Here is an 18,908-nt window from a genome sequence, read left to right on the forward strand (position 1 = left end):
CGCTCAGGCAAGGGGATATCCGATTACGTGTTAGCTAAAGTTCTTTGGGAAAAGACTCGTCGTCTTCTTTAACAACTCTACAGCGATCTTACCAGCTTCAGCCCGTGTCATATTGCTGTCCGGATTGAAGTTATAGGAAGGCTTCTTGGCCCCTGGCAAAGTAACAGGAGTACCGCTCATAATCTTCGCACTAGTAACGGCCGAAATCGCTGGCAGAGCATAGTAATCCATCTTGCCAGAATCAAGGAACGACTTCGCCAGGCTAGCTTTTAACTTCTGGTCGTTAGCTGGCAGTTTCAAGCTCTTCATCGCTCTTGCAATCATGACCGCTGCATCTTGGCGGGTTATCGGCATATTCGGCGAGAAGAAGCCTTCTGTACGTCCGGTTATGATTCCAGCTCTTGCTGCAGTCTCAAGATGTTCGAAATCCCAGGTTGCTGTCTTCGAACCATATGGCACATCAAAGAAGGTCTGTTGGTTCTCATCAGCATTAATTGGAAGATTTAAACCTTTAACTAGCAAAGTTGCAAACTCACCACGAGTCGTCTGATCATCCGCACCAAACATATCAGCGCGCAGTGCCTCCATAATTCCTTTCGAATACAATGCGTTCAGAATATTTCTGGCCCACGGATGGTTCGTAATATCGCTGTAACCACGGTTCAGCTTCATCACGGTATAATAGCCGAATTGGTCGAACGGTACCGTGATCGTATGCTTGCTCGAGTTTACCTCTCCAGGAATTCTTTCCCAACGACCGTAGCCGCCTGCATCGATATATCTGAATACTGTTACCAAAGTTCCAGCCTGATCGACTACATTCGGATCATAGCTAAGCGTTAACGTCCCGCGTTGGGAAGGAACAATCTTACGCTCATTCTCGAACGCGGTAAAGAAGCCTTCGGTAGAATATGGAGCCAGACCGTTCGTCGCTGGCTTATAGCCTAAGTTACCTTTATCCCCCAGCTCGCCGACACCGCCGTTAATCCAATAGATTTGTGAGATACGCGTAAAATTCGATGTATCTGCAGTTGAGTTAAAGCGGCTGATGTATGTGTCAGGAATAATAATATTGTTAATGCCGTCATTCTTGTTGATAAAGCCACCGTAATCATTGCGACGCTCTACAACGCCATCCTTCGGATCGGCAATCCCAAACAGAATTTTGTTGTCAGGATAGAACTTTGTCACCCGGTTGCTATTCATGGTCGCAGATTGAAGAACCGTTCCTTTCGGGAAGCTAAGTTCTAACGATTTATTGAATATACTATATTTGTTGGATACCTTCTCGGCCATATACTGGGAATCAATCTCTATTGCTCCCGTATAGTATACCTCTATCGTATCATTGATCGTTGAGTTACCGCGGACGATCTGAATCTTGATCTTTGTTGTCTTGTCCGGTTTCAACCCTACATAATCGTAAGTGAATCGATCCTTCATCTCCGGCTCAGGGCGACGGGTTGCTTCATTTTTATCAATAATTACTTTGGTAGCTCCCTCCGCCTCAATATCGAAGCGAATGAAGTTCTTGTTCACTACATACTTGTCGCCTACGGTAGGTTGTGGCGCAAGCAAACGGTATGGTGCCAATTCACGGGTAATTTCCAACCGTTGGTTCGTACGAGCACCTGTAGAATTAATTAATTCCAGGTTATAAACATGTGTACCCGGAGCATTAAATTTAAAATTGCGAATACGGAGAATAAAATCATTCTCATTACCCGTTAAATCGTAGTCATATCCTTGGTAAGTCGAAATTTCATGCTTAGTAGTGTTATCGAGCGATGCCGTAAATATTTTGTCAGAACCAAAATACAAATTAACATTCCTTGCCCCGCCACCACGGATGACAAGGTCATATTCTTGTTCGCTTGTCGCGTATTTATCATCCTTGAATGTGAACTCGGTAGGCTGTTCAAAGATCAAGGCAATCATATCTTTGACTAGTTCTTTAATATCCGCATCCGTTGAATCAAATTGATTCTCACTTGGGAATGGGGCCCGCGTCTTGCCTGTTGAAGGCACCTTAGCCGGATGGAACTGGCTAATGTTCGAGACATTCTCATCTACGATATAAATTCTGAGCTCTTTGCGAACCTCCCGTTTATTGCCCGCATTATCCATCGAAGTTCCCGTGAAGACGATGGAGTTCTCGCCATATACGAGTGGACCGTCTGGTTTGATGTTCAAAGTCAGACTGAATTTTGTTACCTTCGGAGTCGCCGTAAGGTCAACGTCCAATTTGGTATCACTACCATCAGCCCCTACACCTTGAGTCAATTTGTCCCCAGAAATGCCGTTAATAAAATACTGGGCGTTTGTTAGATTTTCAAAACCGATGTATTCACCGGTAATATTCATTTCATTTGTGCCATTTTTAGAGTTAAAGGTATAAGTCTGTCCATCGAACAAATTACTGACATAGATATAGTTTTTGGATACATAAGAAATATTAACGGTTGCAGCCGAAGAATTGCTGTATTTGAATCTAACCTGTTGCTCACCATTGGAGAAGCCGGTTATTTTATATATCCATGCATTCGTCTCGCCTTGGACGACAGTAGGTCCGCTAATGTTCAACGTCTTCGTCCCTAATGGCAAGTACTCACCTGTCAGCGCCCCAACTGGCGCACCGTTCGTTCTGACCATGATATAGAAGTCGCCGCTGCTAACTTGAGAGCCATCAAGCTTCGTCTGGCTGACATCCTTTAAATTACCATTGTAGGAATCTTTGTAATCCGGGAGATACATCAAATCTTTTATCAGTACCTGTCCCTCAAGATACTGGAAGATTGGAGTATAGGAAGCGGTAAAATTCCAAGCCGAACCATTAGCTCCGTAGTTTACAATTACTTTCGGCGATTGAGATGTCTTCACGATACCAGCGTCGTCTTTCTCTAATGGGAAAGGACTCGTCTTGAAAGTTACGAGACGATAAGACGGGTTTCCTAGTGAACCATTAATTACAACTTCAGTTCCTGCTTTAGGAACAAATTTTCCGCTATCGTCATAAAGATTGGAATCCAGAATTGAATCAATCGATACAGCATTTCCGTTTACTGTGATCTTAGAATCCGTTGCAAAATCCTTAGTGCTTGCACTATATGGTAGCAGCACTTGAATGATCATTGAGGCCGATGATAGACCTGTAGTCGTTAGAGTCGGCTTACTCTCAAACACTTTATATTCCTGATTCCCGTCCATCACGTACATATCTGTAAACGGGTCAGACAGCTTAAAGTAGTACACGTCACGAGTAATCGTGATAGAGTCAGACGCATTCGTAAACACGATTTTTAGTTTGTTCAGACCTGGCGACAAATTCAAAGGTGGCGTTGCCAATTGATTGTTGTAAATCTCCGTTGATAATGATGTGCCACCGTTAACAGATACAGTAGCTTTCGTCGTATTATGAACCTCTCCCAATAGGGAAATTGGCGAGTTCTCTACAACAACCCTTGTACCTTCATTTAAATTCACATCCGACAGAAGACCGCCGCCGGAGATAACGAGCTTGGATACATAAGGTATTTTGTCATAAAGTACGTAGAAAGATTCCGACCCTTCCAAGTTACCAATCGTACCTGTAAAAGTAATCCGGTTCAAGCCGGGGAACAAAGTCAGATTGGAAGCGTTAAAGCGGCTCTCCGGAGTGTTTGTATCCTTCTGAACCGTACCCGGAGCGGAATGGACCTTATCGGCTACCCAGGAATTTTTAGACGCATCCCAAGTAAACAAATCTACTTGAGCTCTTAGCGTATCTCCTGATACTTTGGAATAGGTACCGCTAATTGAAATCGTCGGACTATTTGTAATGTAAACTTCATCCCTAAGATTTTCCTTCGTCAAATCAAGATTGGACGTCTTGCGAATATCGAGGATATCCGGGCTAAAGTACGTCGTAGATGTTAAATCATTACTTGCGGCCAGCGCTTGCTGCGTAAGCCCTGTCGGAAACAAGGAGCCTACCAATACCATGAGCAGAAGCCACACGATTGATTTCTTGATGCGTTGCATGTGTTTATCTCTCCTTTTTGAATGGTCTGGTGATTCCCGCATTTCCATGGCGGAAACCCGTCCAATAATCGGCACTTATTTCTGTTATCGGACAAAAGGAGACAATCTTTTAGAAAAACCGTAAAATCCGTCACATTAAAATGTTTACTATCTCTTTGCTCACCGCAAAGGCCGTGCCTATCATCGCCACACTTTCCTGATCAACCGCATAGAATAATATGTAGATGTACAAAAAAACAACCCCTTCAGCACCTAAGCACCAAAGAGGTTGTCCCATTCAAACACATTTATATAAATCATATAATTTCTGTAATCTTCAGTTCCATCTTGCTAAATCGAAAATCCAAGTTCCTGCAGTCGTCTTACTTCGATCCCCGTTCTTCTCCGACCTTCATGCGCAGACGTGCCAGGAGATTCAACACTGGCCGTTTGGTCTTGCCGATAAGGCCAATGACTTCGGCTCCGATTTGTAGGAAGAAGACCATGACGCAGATGACTACAAAAGTAACCCAGTTGGCACTATACATCGCTGCCGAGGATTGGATAACTGCCAGCACTCCGAAGAAAGCAGCAATCCCGTAAATGATCAGCACCGTCTGGCGGTGGCTGAATCCGAGCTCGCGCAAGCAATGATGTAGATGCCCCTTGTCCGGTGAGAAGATAGGTTTCTTCTGCATCCAGCGGCGGATGATTGCAAACATCGTATCTGAGAGCGGTACACCGATCAGAATGATTGGCGTCAGGAACGACACAATTGCGACCTGCTTAAATCCGAGCAAGGATAATAGTGCAAGACAGAAGCCAAGGAACAACGATCCCGAGTCGCCCATAAATATCTTGGCTGGGTGGAAATTGAAATGCAGGAAGCCAAGGATACTTCCGAGCAACAGTAAGCTCATCAAGGCAACAACGACATTACCCATAATGAACGCCATCACAGCAATCGTTGCAATTGCAATGCCGGAAACCCCAGCTGCCAATCCATCCAGACCGTCAATCAGATTGATGGCATTGGTTACCCCGACGATCCATAGAATCGTGAACGGAATAGCGATCCAGCTCTCAATCGAAGCGTAGGTATGGAACGGTATATTCGCGAACTCCAGCCGCACGTCAAATCCGAAGACGACGATGCAGGCTGTCGCAATCTGCACAACAAATTTCAGCTTCACCGGCAAATCGAAGCGGTCATCCAGTGCTCCAAGCAGAACTGTTATCGTACCGCCCACAAGAAATGCCTTCATAAAATTCATCTCACGTACTGAGAATGATCCGGAACAAACCATATGATTATCAGAAAAGTAATTAAAAAAGATAAATAAATGCCCAATCCACCGAGTCGCGGCATAGTCTTCGTATGCACCTTACGTGCGTTAGGCACGTCCACAGCGCCGACCTTAAAAGCGAACTTCTTAACCAGCGGCGTGAGAGCAAGCGCCATACCAAGCGCGACGATAAACCCGATGGTATAGATCATCCACATGTGTAATAACCCCCAATTGTTCTGCCGGAATGATTATACTCCGTTTCAAAAAGAAAGACCAACCTCGTATTTAAGCAATAATACGCTGTTTTCTGTAATATTTCAATGAATTATCTTACTTTGGTCAGGTTTTCTCCCTCGCGCATCACCTTAACGGTAAATTTCGGTAGCGCAAGCATCCGCGGTAACCGGGATGGTTGTTTTAACAGACGGTATAACCATTCAAGCCGAAGCTTCTGGAATACAAGCGGAGCCCGCTTGGTCTTGCCGGATATAACATCAAAACTGCCTCCGACGCCCATCATAATTGGTACGCCGAGTGACTTCTTATATTTTGCGATCCAAGGCTCCTGCGTGTCCGCACCCCTAGCAACAAATAACAGATGCGGCGAGGTTTCCTTAATCGCTTGGACAACTTCCTCATCTTGTTCCGGACCAAAATATCCGTCCCGGTAGCCCGCGATCACCAGGCCTGGATATTGCTGAGACAAGCGGTGAGCCGTCTCTTCAATCACTTCCGGAGTCGATCCCATCAGATAGACTCTCCATTTACGTCCCGCGCCTTGCAGCAGTAGCTCATGCATCAAATCGATACCTGCCACCCGCTCTGCCACGGGATCGCCGCCTTTCTGCGCAGCCCAGACCACGCCGCTGCCATCTGGCACAATTAATTCAGCCGCCTGCATCATCTGCTTGTATTCCGGGTTCTCCAGAGCGGCCATAATCATAATTGGATTCGCGGTAATAATCTGATGGGGTGTCCCGGAAGCAACCACCTGAGACAAGTACTCCACCGTATCCTTCATTCCCCACTTACATACAGGAATGCCGAACATGGATACCGTCGGTACCGCTGTATCATGTGTTATCGTCATTTTCGGATCACCCTTTGCTCCGTAGAAATTGTGCGATATGCTCCGCCGGCAACCGTGCTGCTTTCTTCATCGCGTCGATCTTCGCTGTATTTGCTCTGCGCCTGGTCTCACCTTCGGTGAGCAGACGCTCGGCTTGCGCGGCAACAATCTGCGGATCGAGCTCATCCGTCGTTCCGACCGGAACACTGCCGACACGGCCGAGGAAATGATCGATCTTCGGATCATACGAGATGCCGAGCAGCGGAACTTCCCGCGAGGCCGCGTAGATCAAGCTGTGCAGCCTCATGCCGATCAGCAGGCTGCACTGGCTGACTTCCCGGAGCATATCCTGCGGATGCTCTGTCTCCGCCGCAATACTCACGGTGCTGCCGCTGTCTGCCACATTTCCCATCTGCTCCATGACGAAGCGCGAAGCTTCGTCATCGCCGGGAAATGAAATGGCAGGAAGCGGATATGCACCGGCTTGCGGCGGCTCAGCGAAGCCAGGCCTTCGGCCAGCTTCGCCAGTTCGGTCCGCGCTTCTGTCCAGAAGCGGACCGACACCCCCACCACCGGCAGCGCGGCCGCATCAGCGCCGACGCCGGTGGTAGCAGCGGACTCGCCCCCTTGCGAGTCCTGCTGTAGTTCTGCTGAAGCTGCCGCCCCATCTTCGGGCAGCTTCAGCCCCATCACCGGATCGGGGACAACTTCAATGTCCCCGCCCGGTATGCCCATGCTGCGGAGCAGCTCCGCCGACTCCGCATCCCGCACTGAGATATAATCGCAGCGCCGGAACACGGACGCGATAAATGGACGGAATAGCTTACGATTAACTGGGCCTACGCCCTGCGCATACACAAAGGTAGGCTTTCCAAGCCACTGCGCTAGCTTGATCACACCGAGATAATACGGGATCGACTTGAGCCCCGTCGCATCCTGCAGCAGGCTGCCCCGCCGCTGATCAATCCGTCGCTGTTCTTAATAGCGTTCCTTACTTCCGTAAATTTCATCCGATGTACAGCTTTTACTCCATAGGTACGACTCGTCCATTCGGGATCGATCGATAATACGACCGGTTCAATCTGTACCCGGATGCCCGGCCCTCCTCTTCCAGCGCAGTAAGAATAGATTGCAGCACTGCTTCATCCCCGCTGTTGCGAAAGCCGTAATATCCCGATAGAACTATGGTTTGAGGAGACGCGGTGACCATTTATCCCAGCACCTTTCGATAATATGCCAAATTACAATTGCGATTAAGCCAACGATCAATCCCAGTCCCAAACCGAGCAAGCCGCGAATCAGAGACAAGACCGCTGGTGTATGGATATGAGCGAACGTATCCACCATAGACAGTTGTCCCATCACCGCGACAACCATCACGTAGAGTGCCCAGCGATAACGGAACGCAGCGAAGATACCTGCCAGGAACAGCGGATGCGCAAGCAAGAATTCTTTATTTCTAGGTCTTACACCAAATGTATTCTCAAGGAAGGATCTGAACGCGGCTTCGCCAGGTAGCAGCGAGCCAGCGTTGCCTGTACGTGACAGGTAATACAGACCAACAACGCCCAAAATTCCAATCACAAGAATCCATAATAAAGTAATCTTCGTCTTGAGCCAACGGTTCAATTCTTTCCAGACGGATTCACCTTGGTATAAGAAGACATAAAGAGCAATCAGCAGAATCGGTCCCAAATGCAACAAGCTTACGCCGCGGAACTGATTCAGCACGAGACTGTACGTAATATTGTTAAGCAATGCGATCACAAAAGGAACCGCCGACAGCGAAATCACCGCCGTCTTCACATACAGAACGATCGTATGTGCCAGTCTTTTGCTATTAGGAATCACTGTCTTACCATCATTTACTTCATTTACTTTACGGATCGCCAGCACCATTGCAATGGTCGGGGCACTAATTGCCACAAACAGAGCAAGGGCCTGTTCCATTAATGTTGGTTTCAGTACATACAACCCTGCGGATCCGATCAGTCCGAGGACGAACACCGCAAGCGTAAGCGGAGCGATAAAGTAAGAAACCAACAAAGCAATAAACGCTAGGCCTCCAAGAACAACCAGTGCCTTCGCATACTTCTGCCAGGAAGCATCATATACGTGGAAGGCCTGCGCTTGCCCAGCTCGAATCCGTCATTCTGGATACGCTGAATGGCTTGTCCCGGTTCTTGAAGCGAATCAATCAGGTTATCAATCGGATTGGTAATCGCTGCTTTAGCCGCATCCTTAGCCGGAGAAGCATTCAAATAGATCATCCGAATGTTACGGTCCTTCACAGCAAGTGAGAACCGATCGGCTAAAGTCTCGATAGGCTGTCCTGCCTCCAAGTCCGCCAGCGAATGAAGACGAACTACATTATAATCCGTCAGATATGCCAGATTGTTGAAGCCTTTTTGAGGAGCCTTCAAATTCTCAATCGTAGCAATCCCAATATTATATTTATTCAGCAGGTCAGCAAAACCCTGCAAACTGTTCATTTTCTCATCATCTTCGAACCCTTTGACGGCTTCACCATCAAACAGGATACGATTTACGCCATGATCTGCGAAATATTGAAGCTCTTTATCCATCATCGCTTGATCATACGAGATATTATCAGACAACCGCGGCAAAATAATGAAGCCTTTATCCTGCAGCATCGAAAATGTCGTCTTATCAATCGGCATCGGCTTCAGCAGCGCCTCATCCGGAGACATCTCAACGACCAGACCCGGACGGCCTTCATATTCCCAAGGTGTAACTGTAACGCCTAAGCCGCGGAAAGCATCTTCAATCACTGGGCGAAGTTGCTTCTCGTTATCATCAGTCGTAAAAGCAATATAAGCAAAGTTGCTGTTCGGAGTCACCAGTGACTTGTTGAGCTTGGCGATATCCGCCTCACTGAGGACCATAATTCGTCTTGTCTTCTGATACTCGTCCAATGTGCTCTCGAACAGAGCCATAGTTGTAATTCCAGCTTTCTTCAATCGATCTAACTGTTCATTCATATATGCCGCTGGATTAGCTTGATAATTCGATATCTCCACCAAACCGCGATAATTGAATACAATCTCCACATTATTTGCCGAAGATTCCGTCTCCACCCGCTGATAAATGACAGGTATAGAGGCGACAATCCCCACAATCACCAAAATCCATAGCCATTTGCGGGAAGCTTTATTCCACCGCTGCCAACTTTGTACCACAAAGTTACCTCCTCAACTTAAGAAAAAAATATATCCATCCTATTATCTTACAATCTGACAGACCTCATAATCAAAACTGTGACAACATCATCCCTAACATCAAGACTACTAAGTTCTCGCTTCTGAGTCAAAAAATGCCCGATTGTTCGTCTATGCATGAAGGGAAATATAGGATACTCCGGTAAGCATAGACCAATAATACTTCAAATCTATAACTAAATCTTATCAAATTGTCACTTTTTTATCATTAAACGACATGGCAATCCCAGTAATTACTTCACTTATTGTAAAAAGTACACCTAAAATGCAACTACTCATCCATGCTAACGCAATGAGTCATTTTGCCTCATACACAACATTTAAGTCGACTTGATCAAGTCGACTTAAATGAACGGCTTATTCATTTCAAACTGCAAATGTAGCTTCAAGATGTTTTAACATACGTATTACGAATAAAGCTTGTGCCTTAAGCGTCTATACGCGCCAATACTTCATACTCCAGACGCTTCAGTCTTGCTTTGGCATCGTCGTTGGACTGCCCGCAAACTGCGAAATAGCATTTGATCTTCGGCTCAGTTCCAGATGGACGCAGGCAGAACCATGAACCATCCTTGAGCATGAATTTCAATACATTCTCCTTCGGAAGACCATCCAGTCCCAGGGAGTAGTCGAGCACTTCCTTCACATTAGAGCCTGCGATCTGCTGCGGCGGATTGCCACGGAAATCTTCCATCAGTGCACCGATCTTAGCCACACCATCTTGGCCTTTTAATGTACGAGAAGCGAGCGATTCACGATAGTATCCAAACTTCGCGTAGAGCTCCTCCAGCACATCGATTAAAGTCTTACCTTGACGCTTATAATAAGCGGCAGCTTCACAGATCAAAGTCGAGGCTACGATAGCATCCTTGTCACGTGCATAGTTGCCAGCCAGGTAACCATAGCTCTCTTCGTATCCGAATAGATAAGTATACTCACCAGTCTCATCGAACTGGTTCATTTTCTCGCCGATATATTTGAAGCCGGTCAGCGTATTAAACACAGTAGCACCATAGTGACGGGCAATGGTAGCACCCATCTCACTCGTTACGATCGTCTTCACAACCGCGCCATTCTCAGGGAACTTGCCCGCTTCCTTCAATTGACCCAGTACATAATGAACAAGGATCGCACCCGATTGATTACCGGTCAAAATCTCATATTCTCCATTCGCCGCTCTGACAACGGCTCCCATACGGTCAGCGTCCGGGTCCGTTCCCATCAGAATGTCCGCTCCAACCTTCTTACCAAGCTCTATCGCCATAGTGAACGCTTCGCGCTCCTCAGGGTTCGGAGACTTCACTGTGCTGAAATTGCCATCCGGCAACTCTTGCTCCTTCACAATATGAACCTGGGAGAAGCCGATCTTATCTAACACACGGCGCACCGGAAGATTCCCTGTTCCATGTAGAGGAGTAAATACGACGACCAAATCCTAGCTGCACCGGCAGCCATTAGCTCGCGATTCACACTAGTCGCAGCCACAACCTCAGCGAAAGCTTCGTCCTCCGCTTCACCGAGCCAGATGAGCATCCCTTGCTGTTCAGCCTCTTCACGGCTCAGACGCTTAATCCCGCCGAACGAAGTGACTTCACGAATCTTAGCGATGACCTGCTCCGCCTCATGCGGTACCAATTGTCCGCCGAAGGCATTATATACTTTATATCCATTATATTCAGGTGGATTATGGCTCGCAGTTACGACAATTCCGCCGGTTGCCGCTAATTCACGCACGGTGTAAGATAGCTGCGGTGTCGGACGTAACGATGTGAATAACTTAGCTACGATTCCATTGCCGGCAAGTACTAGCGCAGCCTCCAGAGCGAATTCAGGAGAGAAATGACGGCAATCATGAGCGATAACGACAGAAGGTTGACCTTCCTGTCCACGATGCGCCTGCAAAATATACTCAGCGAAGCCTTGCGTCGCCCGAGCCACCGTATAACGGTTCATCCGATTGCTTCCCGCGCCAATGACACCGCGTAATCCGCCAGTCCCAAATTCGAGGTCACGATAGAAGCGGTCTTCCAGCTCCGCCGGATTATTCTCAAGCTGCTTCAGCTCCTGCTTCGTTGCTTCATCGATGGCAGGATCTTGGAGCCAACTGTCTAGTCTTTGTCTCACATTCGTACTAAGTTCAGTCATGATTACAAACTCCTCCTAATTGTTCTACGTCTATCCCCTAAATTTAATAGATGGACAGGTCTCTATACAATAAACAATCACACATCCCCGTTTATGACAAAGCAAACATAATTACGCCTTCTGCAACGACTTTGTCGTCGACCTTGGCAACAGCTTTACCTTTACCGATGGAGCCCTTCAGGCGGATAATTTCTACTTCAAGACGCAGGGTATCGCCTGGCACGACTTGACCGCGGAAGCGGAATTCATCTAGGCCAGCCAAAAATCCGATCTTGCCTCGGTTGCTCTCCAAATTCAAAATCGCTACAGCGCCTACCTGCGCCAACGCTTCCGTGATTAACACGCCCGGCATTACCGGATATCCAGGGAAATGACCTGTAAAGAACGGTTCGTTCACCGTTACATTCTTGATGCCGACGGCACGCTTGCCTTCCTCCAACTCGACAATACGATCTACCAACAGGAACGGCGGGCGGTGCGGAATAATCTCTTGAATTTGTTTTACATCCAACATATGTAATTCCCCTTTCTTGAATTTAATTACTTTTATTTAGTGTAAGTTGAAAAAGTACGGTTTTCAGCACCAAAGCTTATGCTTCCGATGTGCGTTTTTTCAAAACGCTTCAGTTGGATGAAGCTAAGGCATGAGGAGCGGAGCTACACGTTTTCGTAGAAAACGGCCTCGGAAGCATTTGCTTGTAGTTTGTACGTGAGCACCTGAGATGTTTCCGTAGGAAACATGACTTCGTAAGCATCTGCTTAGGCCCGGCTGAATTCAAGATTCGATGCCGAGTTAACTTCATGATTCGCTTCGCGATCAAAAGTGGACTTTTTGAACTACCTCTCTTAGTATAAAAAAAGTTAAAGTTGATCACACTTTAATTATCCTTCGCCGCTGCAGAAGCGAGGGTTAAGATAAGGGGCTAATCCCGTGCAGCCATCGCTGTATAGGATTTAGCCCTTTTATTTTCAGATGGAAAACCTAGCACTTAGTCCCCCATCATTATACATTCTCCCACGCAAAAAGAAAACTCCCGTGTCCGGGAGTCTCTAAGCTATTCTCATCAAATCTATACTCAAAATCGGGATGCATCAAACCACCTTGCCCGCTAAGGAGCAAAGACCAGATCGAAAACGTGACGCCAGGTGCTCCAGTTCAATACATCATGTATATCCTGCTTGCCAAGTACAACGTACCCTGCTACCGCTCCACCAATCAAAGCGGCTGCGAAAAAAAGCAGTATTAACACAATCTTCAACAACGGGACCCACCATGCACGGCGCTTAACTTCCGGGTTATTCTTATCTGTCATGAAGCTCTCCACCTACCCGCGTAAGTTATTAGCCAAATTCATCATTGTATCACTCGAAGTCAAGGCACGAGCCGAGAGCTGGTAAGCTCTTTGAACTTGCATCAATTCCGCCATCTCATCCGTTAGATTCACGTTGGAGGACTCTATAGCTCCTTGACGGATACGTGCCTGCTGATCTTGAGGTAGAGCATAGGTGTTCGCCAGTACATCTGCTTCCTGTGCTCCTGGAGCGATTACGTATAAGTTTCCGTCCCTCTTCTGCAGAGCATCCGAGCGAATCGGCGTGTATAACTGAATCTGCCCAATCTGTTCAGCAGCTCCAGAACCAGAAACCGCTGTAATCCAGCCATGATCGTCAATTTGCAGCTTGGCATTAGCAGGAACGACAATTTTCTCCCCATCTGTATTTAACAAGTGGTTACCGTCATTCGTAACGAGCCAAGCGGATTCCGCATCATTCGGATCAGGTTGAATCATGAAGTTGCCTGCCCGTGTATAGGCCTTGATATTACCAGGTGTCATCACCGAGAATAAGGCATCCCCTTCGATTGCCAGATCTGTCGGAACATCGGTCTGTTTGATAGGCCCTTGTTCAAAATTAACCTTAGCTCCCGCCATGATGGAACCAAATCCCTGATTGAAACCAAGCGGAGAGACCCGGCCAGGCAATGCCATACCTTTTTCTTGCTGTTGAACGCGAGTCAACGTATCTTCAAAGGTTGCTTCCTTGCGCTTAAATCCAACTGTATTCAGATTAGCCATATTGTCGGCAAGCAAATCCAGACGCTGCTGAATCCCGCCCATGGATACCATGGCACTGATCATGGAGTTATTCATGTAGCACCTCCTATATTTAACCGTTCAAGTTTATATTGACAATAACCTATAAACCTATACCTTGCCAACCTCATTAACCGCTTTGTCCAAGCTCTTGTCATAGTATTGAACGATCTTCTGATTGGATTCATAGGCTCGCGCGGCAGCCATTAAGTCTACCATCGATTGGGCTGAGTCAACATTGGATACTTCGAGATAGCCTTGGCGAACCTCAGCACCTTCTCGATTCGTCAGCTGTCTAACATTAGGGGCTGTTCCAGCCTCCTCACGGAATACTCCGTTGCCATCACGAACCAGTTCTTGCGGTCGGTCTGCGACCGAGATGCCAAGATTCCCAACATCCACACGAGTCCCTGAATTATCATAATAGAAGAGTCTTCCGACACTATCACTCTGCAAGGAATCCATGGATACACCCGCAGGCAACACAACCGGATTATGATCCATATCGAGTACTCGATATCCTTGCGAAGTCATTAGAGATCCATCAGGAGCTACTGTGAAGCTTCCATCTCTCGTATATCGCAGTTGATTGTTCTCATCCATTACCGTGAAGAAAGCTTCCGGACGATAAAATACTTGACCGTTATTGTCCACATATCTGCCGAAGCATCAAATGGAATCAATTCCCCCGTAGTAGGATGATTCATTCCAATACTCGAGAGTAGTGCAAAGTCCGACCTCTTGCCAGTCTCCTTCAAATCTCCTTGTGCATAAGAAGCCAAGCTCTCTTCCGCAAAAACCCCGGTAGCCAACTTACCAATTCTACGATTATTACCGGACTGCTTGTCTCCAATAATCGAGATCAACGTATCGGGAAAAGAATGCGCAACTGAGCTTACCTGCTTATACCCTGGAGTATTGATATTTGCGATATTCTGCGTAATCGTATCGTGACGCCGTTGCTCGGCTATCATTCCTGATGCAGCAGTATAAAGTCCCCTGATCATGGACATGCCTCCAAATTCAAACTTTGCTGCTTCGGCCGCGCTTCCTCCGTCTTACACCGACGCAGCACCGATGATTTCATTCGATATACAGAATATATCGGTTGATTAGAATCTTTTCTTAATGGCCTTGTCCAAATTATCAAGCATAATGCCCGTCCCCTTCACGACGCAATGCATCGGATCTTCGGCGATCAGCACAGGCACATGCAATTCTTCAGCTAACAGCTCGTCCAATCCATGCAACAACGCACCGCCACCCGTCAAAATTACGCCACGGTCGATAATATCTGCCGACAGCTCCGGCGGAGTCCGCTCGAGCACCGACTTGGCCCCAGCTACTATCGTAGTAACCGAGTCGAACAGAGCTTCCTGAATTTCCTTCGATGTAATCGTAATCGTCAAAGGAAGTCCCGACACCATGTCTCGACCACGGATATCCATCTCTGCAACGCGGCCAGAAGGATGCACCGTACCTACACCGATCTTAATGTCCTCTGCCGTACGTTCGCCAATCAGGAGCTTGTACTTTCCTTTAATATATTTAATAATGGCGGAATCAAACTTGTCGCCGGCGATCTTGATAGACGAGGAAGTAACGATATCTCCCATGGAGAGAACCGCTACATCCGTCGTCCCACCGCCAATATCGACAACCATATTACCGCTCGGTTCAAAAATATCCATACCCGCCCCAATAGCCGCGGCCTTTGGTTCTTCTTCCATGAAGACTTCCTTGGCACCGCTTCGCTCGGCGGCTTCGCGAATCGACTTCTGCTCCACCGACGTTATATTCGTAGGAGCGCAGATCAAAATCCGGGGATGGCTGTACCAGCTCTTGCCCCCCACGCGATCGATAAAATACTTCATCATCGTCTCAGTGACATCAAAGTCAGCAATTACGCCGTCACGCAAAGGTCTGATCGCAACGATATTGCCTGGCGTACGTCCAACCATTCGCCTTGCATCCTCACCTACGGCGAGTACACGCTTAGCGTCATTATCAATGGCGACTACTGACGGTTCGTCAAGAACGACTCCTTTTCCTTTGACATGAATCAGTACATTCGCTGTACCCAAATCAATACCAATATCCTTGCTCATCATTAGGATGCTCCCCCAAAGCGTTTTTTGTTGACATATAAAGGGACGGTCTATATACAACGTGACACCGTTCTCTAATGTCGGCGAACTATTAGTTCATATAGACTGCCCAGGTCGGTAATTATGATGAAGAATCCAACTTATCTATGTTGATCCGATTAGGCAATCCGATGTGCAAAACATGGTAAATGTGTCCCAATATTTCCTTGCGCAGTCATTCGACAGAACGGTGTCTAAATCCGTGAAAATTCGGGTCCAATGGATAGAAATCCACATTGTCATACCATATTTAAAAATACCATACTTTGGGGGATGTGTTCAATGATAATCCTAAAGTCCCATTGCAACTCACGATAAGTACCGGAAAATCAGCGTGCTGAGCTAATTACCTCCCGTTTGTTCTGTCCCTTCTTCTTATACTTGATTTTTGTCGCTTCTCCTCCGCGAAGATGTCTGATTGACTTATGGTATTCGAGAATGTGCTTCACCTGATCTGCTAGATCCGGATTAATCTCCGGCAGACGCTCGGTTAAATCCTTATGCACCGTGCTTTTCGATACGCCGAATTCCTTGGCTATAGTCCGTACCGTGTGCCGAGTTTCCACGATGCAGCGACCAATTTTAATCGTCCGTTCTTTGATGTAATCGTGCACGCTCCCGCCTCCCTACTCGAGATAGTTTGGTACATTATATGAGGGGCGTGCCCATATATTCTTTGTTTCCAAGCCTGACAAGCCTAAGCGAGGCCAAATATTTTAATTGCCACAGTGAAATTAACAACAAACCGCCGTAGTATTTCTCGGTTAGTTCCGCGCGGGTAGCCCACCGAAGTCTCTGATAAACAAATTGGTTGACGTAAAATAGGCAAATGTTGTTTGACAAAAATAACCATAGGTTGTATAGTTAGTTACATGAGTAATTAACCAGTTTGGTGGTGTGGATAATGACAACAATAATGGATGACAGCCGCCCTATATTTGTGCAAATTGCCGAACGTATTGAGGACGACATCATCGAAGGTAGATTGCCTGAAGAATCTCAAGTACCCTCAACGAATCAATTCGCATCTTTCTTTCAGATCAATCCGGCAACTGCAGCGAAAGGAGTCAACCTGCTGGTGGATGAGAACATTTTGTACAAAAAGCGGGGGATCGGAATGTTTGTAACAACAGGGGCAAGAGCTAGGCTTATGGACAAACGGAAAGAACTTTTTTATGAGCAATATGTAATAGCCATGATCAGAGAAGCAGAAAAGCTGGGAATTACCAAAGAGCAGTTAACCGATATGATTCAGAGAGGGGATAGGCAGAAATGAATACCATTGTTGATGTGAAAGGTCTGAGTAAAACATATGACAATGTCACAATTATCAACGATGTTACCTTTTCCTTAGAGGCAAACAAAATCTATGGTCTTCTTGGACGTAACGGGGCTGGCAAAACAACGATTATGCATATGCTGACAGCACAAATATTCCCGACAAGTGGTGAACTGCATGTGTTTGGAGCAGCCCCTTATGAGAATAACTCTGTATTGAACAAGATTTGCTTCATTAAGGAGAGTCAGAAGTATCCCGACAGCTTTCGAATTTCCGATATCATCGATTTGTGCCCTGCTATATTTCCGAATTGGGACCAGGAATTTGCCAATCAACTTTTGGAGGACTTCATGCTTCCAGTTAAGCGTCGCATTAAAAAACTGTCACGCGGGATGCTCTCCTCTGTTGGTATTATCATTGGACTTACAAGCCGTGCACCGCTCACTATTTTTGATGAGCCTTACCTCGGACTCGATGCAGTAGCACGCAGCTTGTTCTATGATCGCTTGATCGAGGATTATGCTGAACACCCAAGAACGATAGTGTTATCCTCACATTTGATTGATGAGGTTAGTCAATTATTGGAGCATGTTATCGTGATAGATGGTGGAAAGATCATGCTGAATGAAGATGCAGATGCACTACGCGGTCGTGCCTATTCCGTCGTAGGCCAAACGACTATAGTCGAGTCATTCATCTCCGACCATACGACAATCGATAGGCAATACCTCGGAGGTCTGTTGTCTGCTACCGTGCTTGGCAGCTTAACTAGGCATAACCAAGAACAAGCCGCTGAACTTGGACTGGAACTCGTTCCCGTATCACTTCAACAACTCATTGTTCACCTCACGAAAGAAAAATCCAATCGCAAGGCGGTGAAAACTCAATGAACCGAATTGCAACGGTAATCAAAATGCATGCCAAAGATAAAGTGATGTGGCACATGTCATGGTTCTTAATTCTATTCCCTTTTCTTATCAATGTGGTCATCGGCAGTATGCTTAAGCTTGAAGAAGGTTATTACAGTGGCGGTATTTCTTCCATTTTCATTTTTTTGTTGATACTTGGTATTTTAACCGTAACCCAAAACTTTCCCTTTGCATTTGGCTTTGGCATCCGTAGAACGGATTACTTTATAGGAACCATATTGATGTTTGCACTGTCAGGCATAGTCATTGCTACTATTCTACTACTGCTGTCTCTCAGCGAAAGTTATATTACCGGGCAGTTTCATGTTAATTTCCACTATTTCCACTTACCTTATATAAACGATGGTAGCTTGTTCGAGCAATGGTGGTTCTACTTTTCTACGGCTATTAATCTCACTACAACCGGATTCGCTATAGCAATGATCCACCGACGTTATGGCCGTATGGGAATGTTCATCTTCTTCCCAATTATCCTTGTCTTCAGCTTGATCTTCAGTTACCTCTGCACTTACTTCGGCTGGTGGAACACGATATGGATATGGCTAAGCAGTCATTCAGCTGCACAACTTGCAACGGGTCTATTCTCCTTGGCGGTCATCTACTCCTTATTCGCTTTTCTTATGATTCGCAAGACTACCGCTTCATAAATATGCAACCATAGCAAAGCCGCCAGACCTAAGGTCAGGCGGCTTTGCTTGCAGCGACTATGATTCGAACCC

At 46.6% G+C, this 18,908-nt stretch carries 10 protein-coding genes and 5 pseudogenes; 3 read left to right on the forward strand and 12 right to left on the reverse strand.

Annotation, left to right across the window (positions count from 1 at the left end):
• Window positions 1-30: 30 nt before the first annotated feature.
• The 12 genes and pseudogenes from RE628_RS26730 to spoIIID form a co-directional block, all read right to left on the reverse strand.
• Entirely contained in the window at window positions 31-4,020 is a 3,990-nt protein-coding gene (locus RE628_RS26730) for an S-layer homology domain-containing protein (RefSeq protein ID WP_309156384.1), read from the reverse strand.
• Between the two features lie 362 nt (window positions 4,021-4,382).
• A pseudogene (locus RE628_RS26735) lies at window positions 4,383-5,503 on the reverse strand (glycosyltransferase family 4 protein).
• Window positions 5,504-5,613: 110 nt separating this feature from the next.
• Entirely contained in the window at window positions 5,614-6,378 is a 765-nt protein-coding gene (locus RE628_RS26740; RefSeq protein WP_309156385.1) for a WecB/TagA/CpsF family glycosyltransferase, read from the reverse strand.
• Between the two features lie 7 nt (window positions 6,379-6,385).
• Window positions 6,386-7,567, reverse strand: a pseudogene (gene csaB, locus RE628_RS26745) (polysaccharide pyruvyl transferase CsaB).
• A pseudogene (locus RE628_RS26750) lies at window positions 7,540-9,557 on the reverse strand (DUF5693 family protein). Before RE628_RS26750 ends, csaB begins: the two co-directional pseudogenes overlap by 28 nt.
• 466 nt (window positions 9,558-10,023) lie before the next feature.
• Window positions 10,024-11,741: pseudogene (locus RE628_RS26755) on the reverse strand (phospho-sugar mutase).
• A gap of 91 nt (window positions 11,742-11,832) precedes the next feature.
• Window positions 11,833-12,255 carry a 3-hydroxyacyl-ACP dehydratase FabZ gene (gene fabZ, locus RE628_RS26760; protein WP_309156386.1) on the reverse strand — a complete coding sequence of 141 codons (423 nt, stop codon included), beginning with the start codon at window positions 12,253-12,255 and terminating at the stop codon, window positions 11,833-11,835.
• A gap of 595 nt (window positions 12,256-12,850) precedes the next feature.
• Window positions 12,851-13,054 carry a DNA-directed RNA polymerase subunit beta gene (locus RE628_RS26765; protein ID WP_309156387.1) on the reverse strand — a complete coding sequence of 68 codons (204 nt, stop codon included), beginning with the start codon at window positions 13,052-13,054 and terminating at the stop codon, window positions 12,851-12,853.
• A gap of 12 nt (window positions 13,055-13,066) precedes the next feature.
• Window positions 13,067-13,891, reverse strand: coding sequence for a flagellar hook-basal body protein (locus RE628_RS26770; RefSeq protein ID WP_309156388.1), 825 nt, complete (start codon window positions 13,889-13,891; stop codon window positions 13,067-13,069).
• A 54-nt stretch (window positions 13,892-13,945) separates the two neighbouring features.
• Window positions 13,946-14,841 (reverse strand): annotated as a pseudogene (locus tag RE628_RS26775) (flagellar hook-basal body protein).
• Between the two features lie 105 nt (window positions 14,842-14,946).
• A complete protein-coding gene (locus tag RE628_RS26780; protein WP_309156389.1) occupies window positions 14,947-15,945 on the reverse strand; it encodes a rod shape-determining protein in 999 nt (332 codons plus the stop codon).
• A gap of 365 nt (window positions 15,946-16,310) precedes the next feature.
• Window positions 16,311-16,595 carry a sporulation transcriptional regulator SpoIIID gene (gene spoIIID / locus RE628_RS26785; protein ID WP_068778933.1) on the reverse strand — a complete coding sequence of 95 codons (285 nt, stop codon included), beginning with the start codon at window positions 16,593-16,595 and terminating at the stop codon, window positions 16,311-16,313.
• A gap of 290 nt (window positions 16,596-16,885) precedes the next feature.
• Between spoIIID and RE628_RS26790 the strand changes: the two genes are divergently transcribed.
• The 3 genes from RE628_RS26790 to RE628_RS26800 are packed head-to-tail and all read left to right on the forward strand — an operon-like array spanning window position 16,886 to window position 18,836.
• Window positions 16,886-17,257 carry a GntR family transcriptional regulator gene (locus tag RE628_RS26790; protein ID WP_309156391.1) on the forward strand — a complete coding sequence of 124 codons (372 nt, stop codon included), beginning with the start codon at window positions 16,886-16,888 and terminating at the stop codon, window positions 17,255-17,257.
• Window positions 17,254-18,150: an ABC transporter ATP-binding protein gene (locus tag RE628_RS26795; protein ID WP_309156393.1), complete on the forward strand. Its 897-nt coding sequence runs from the start codon at window positions 17,254-17,256 to the stop codon at window positions 18,148-18,150. The genes RE628_RS26790 and RE628_RS26795 overlap by 4 nt, the downstream gene beginning before the upstream one ends.
• Window positions 18,147-18,836 (forward strand): hypothetical protein, encoded by a 690-nt coding sequence (locus RE628_RS26800; RefSeq protein WP_309156394.1) that lies wholly within the window; start codon window positions 18,147-18,149, stop codon window positions 18,834-18,836. The genes RE628_RS26795 and RE628_RS26800 overlap by 4 nt, the downstream gene beginning before the upstream one ends.
• The last annotated feature ends 72 nt before the right edge of the window (window positions 18,837-18,908 follow it).

The organism is Paenibacillus sp. D2_2 (assembly GCF_031199965.1).
Lineage (GTDB): Bacteria > Bacillota > Bacilli > Paenibacillales > Paenibacillaceae > Fontibacillus.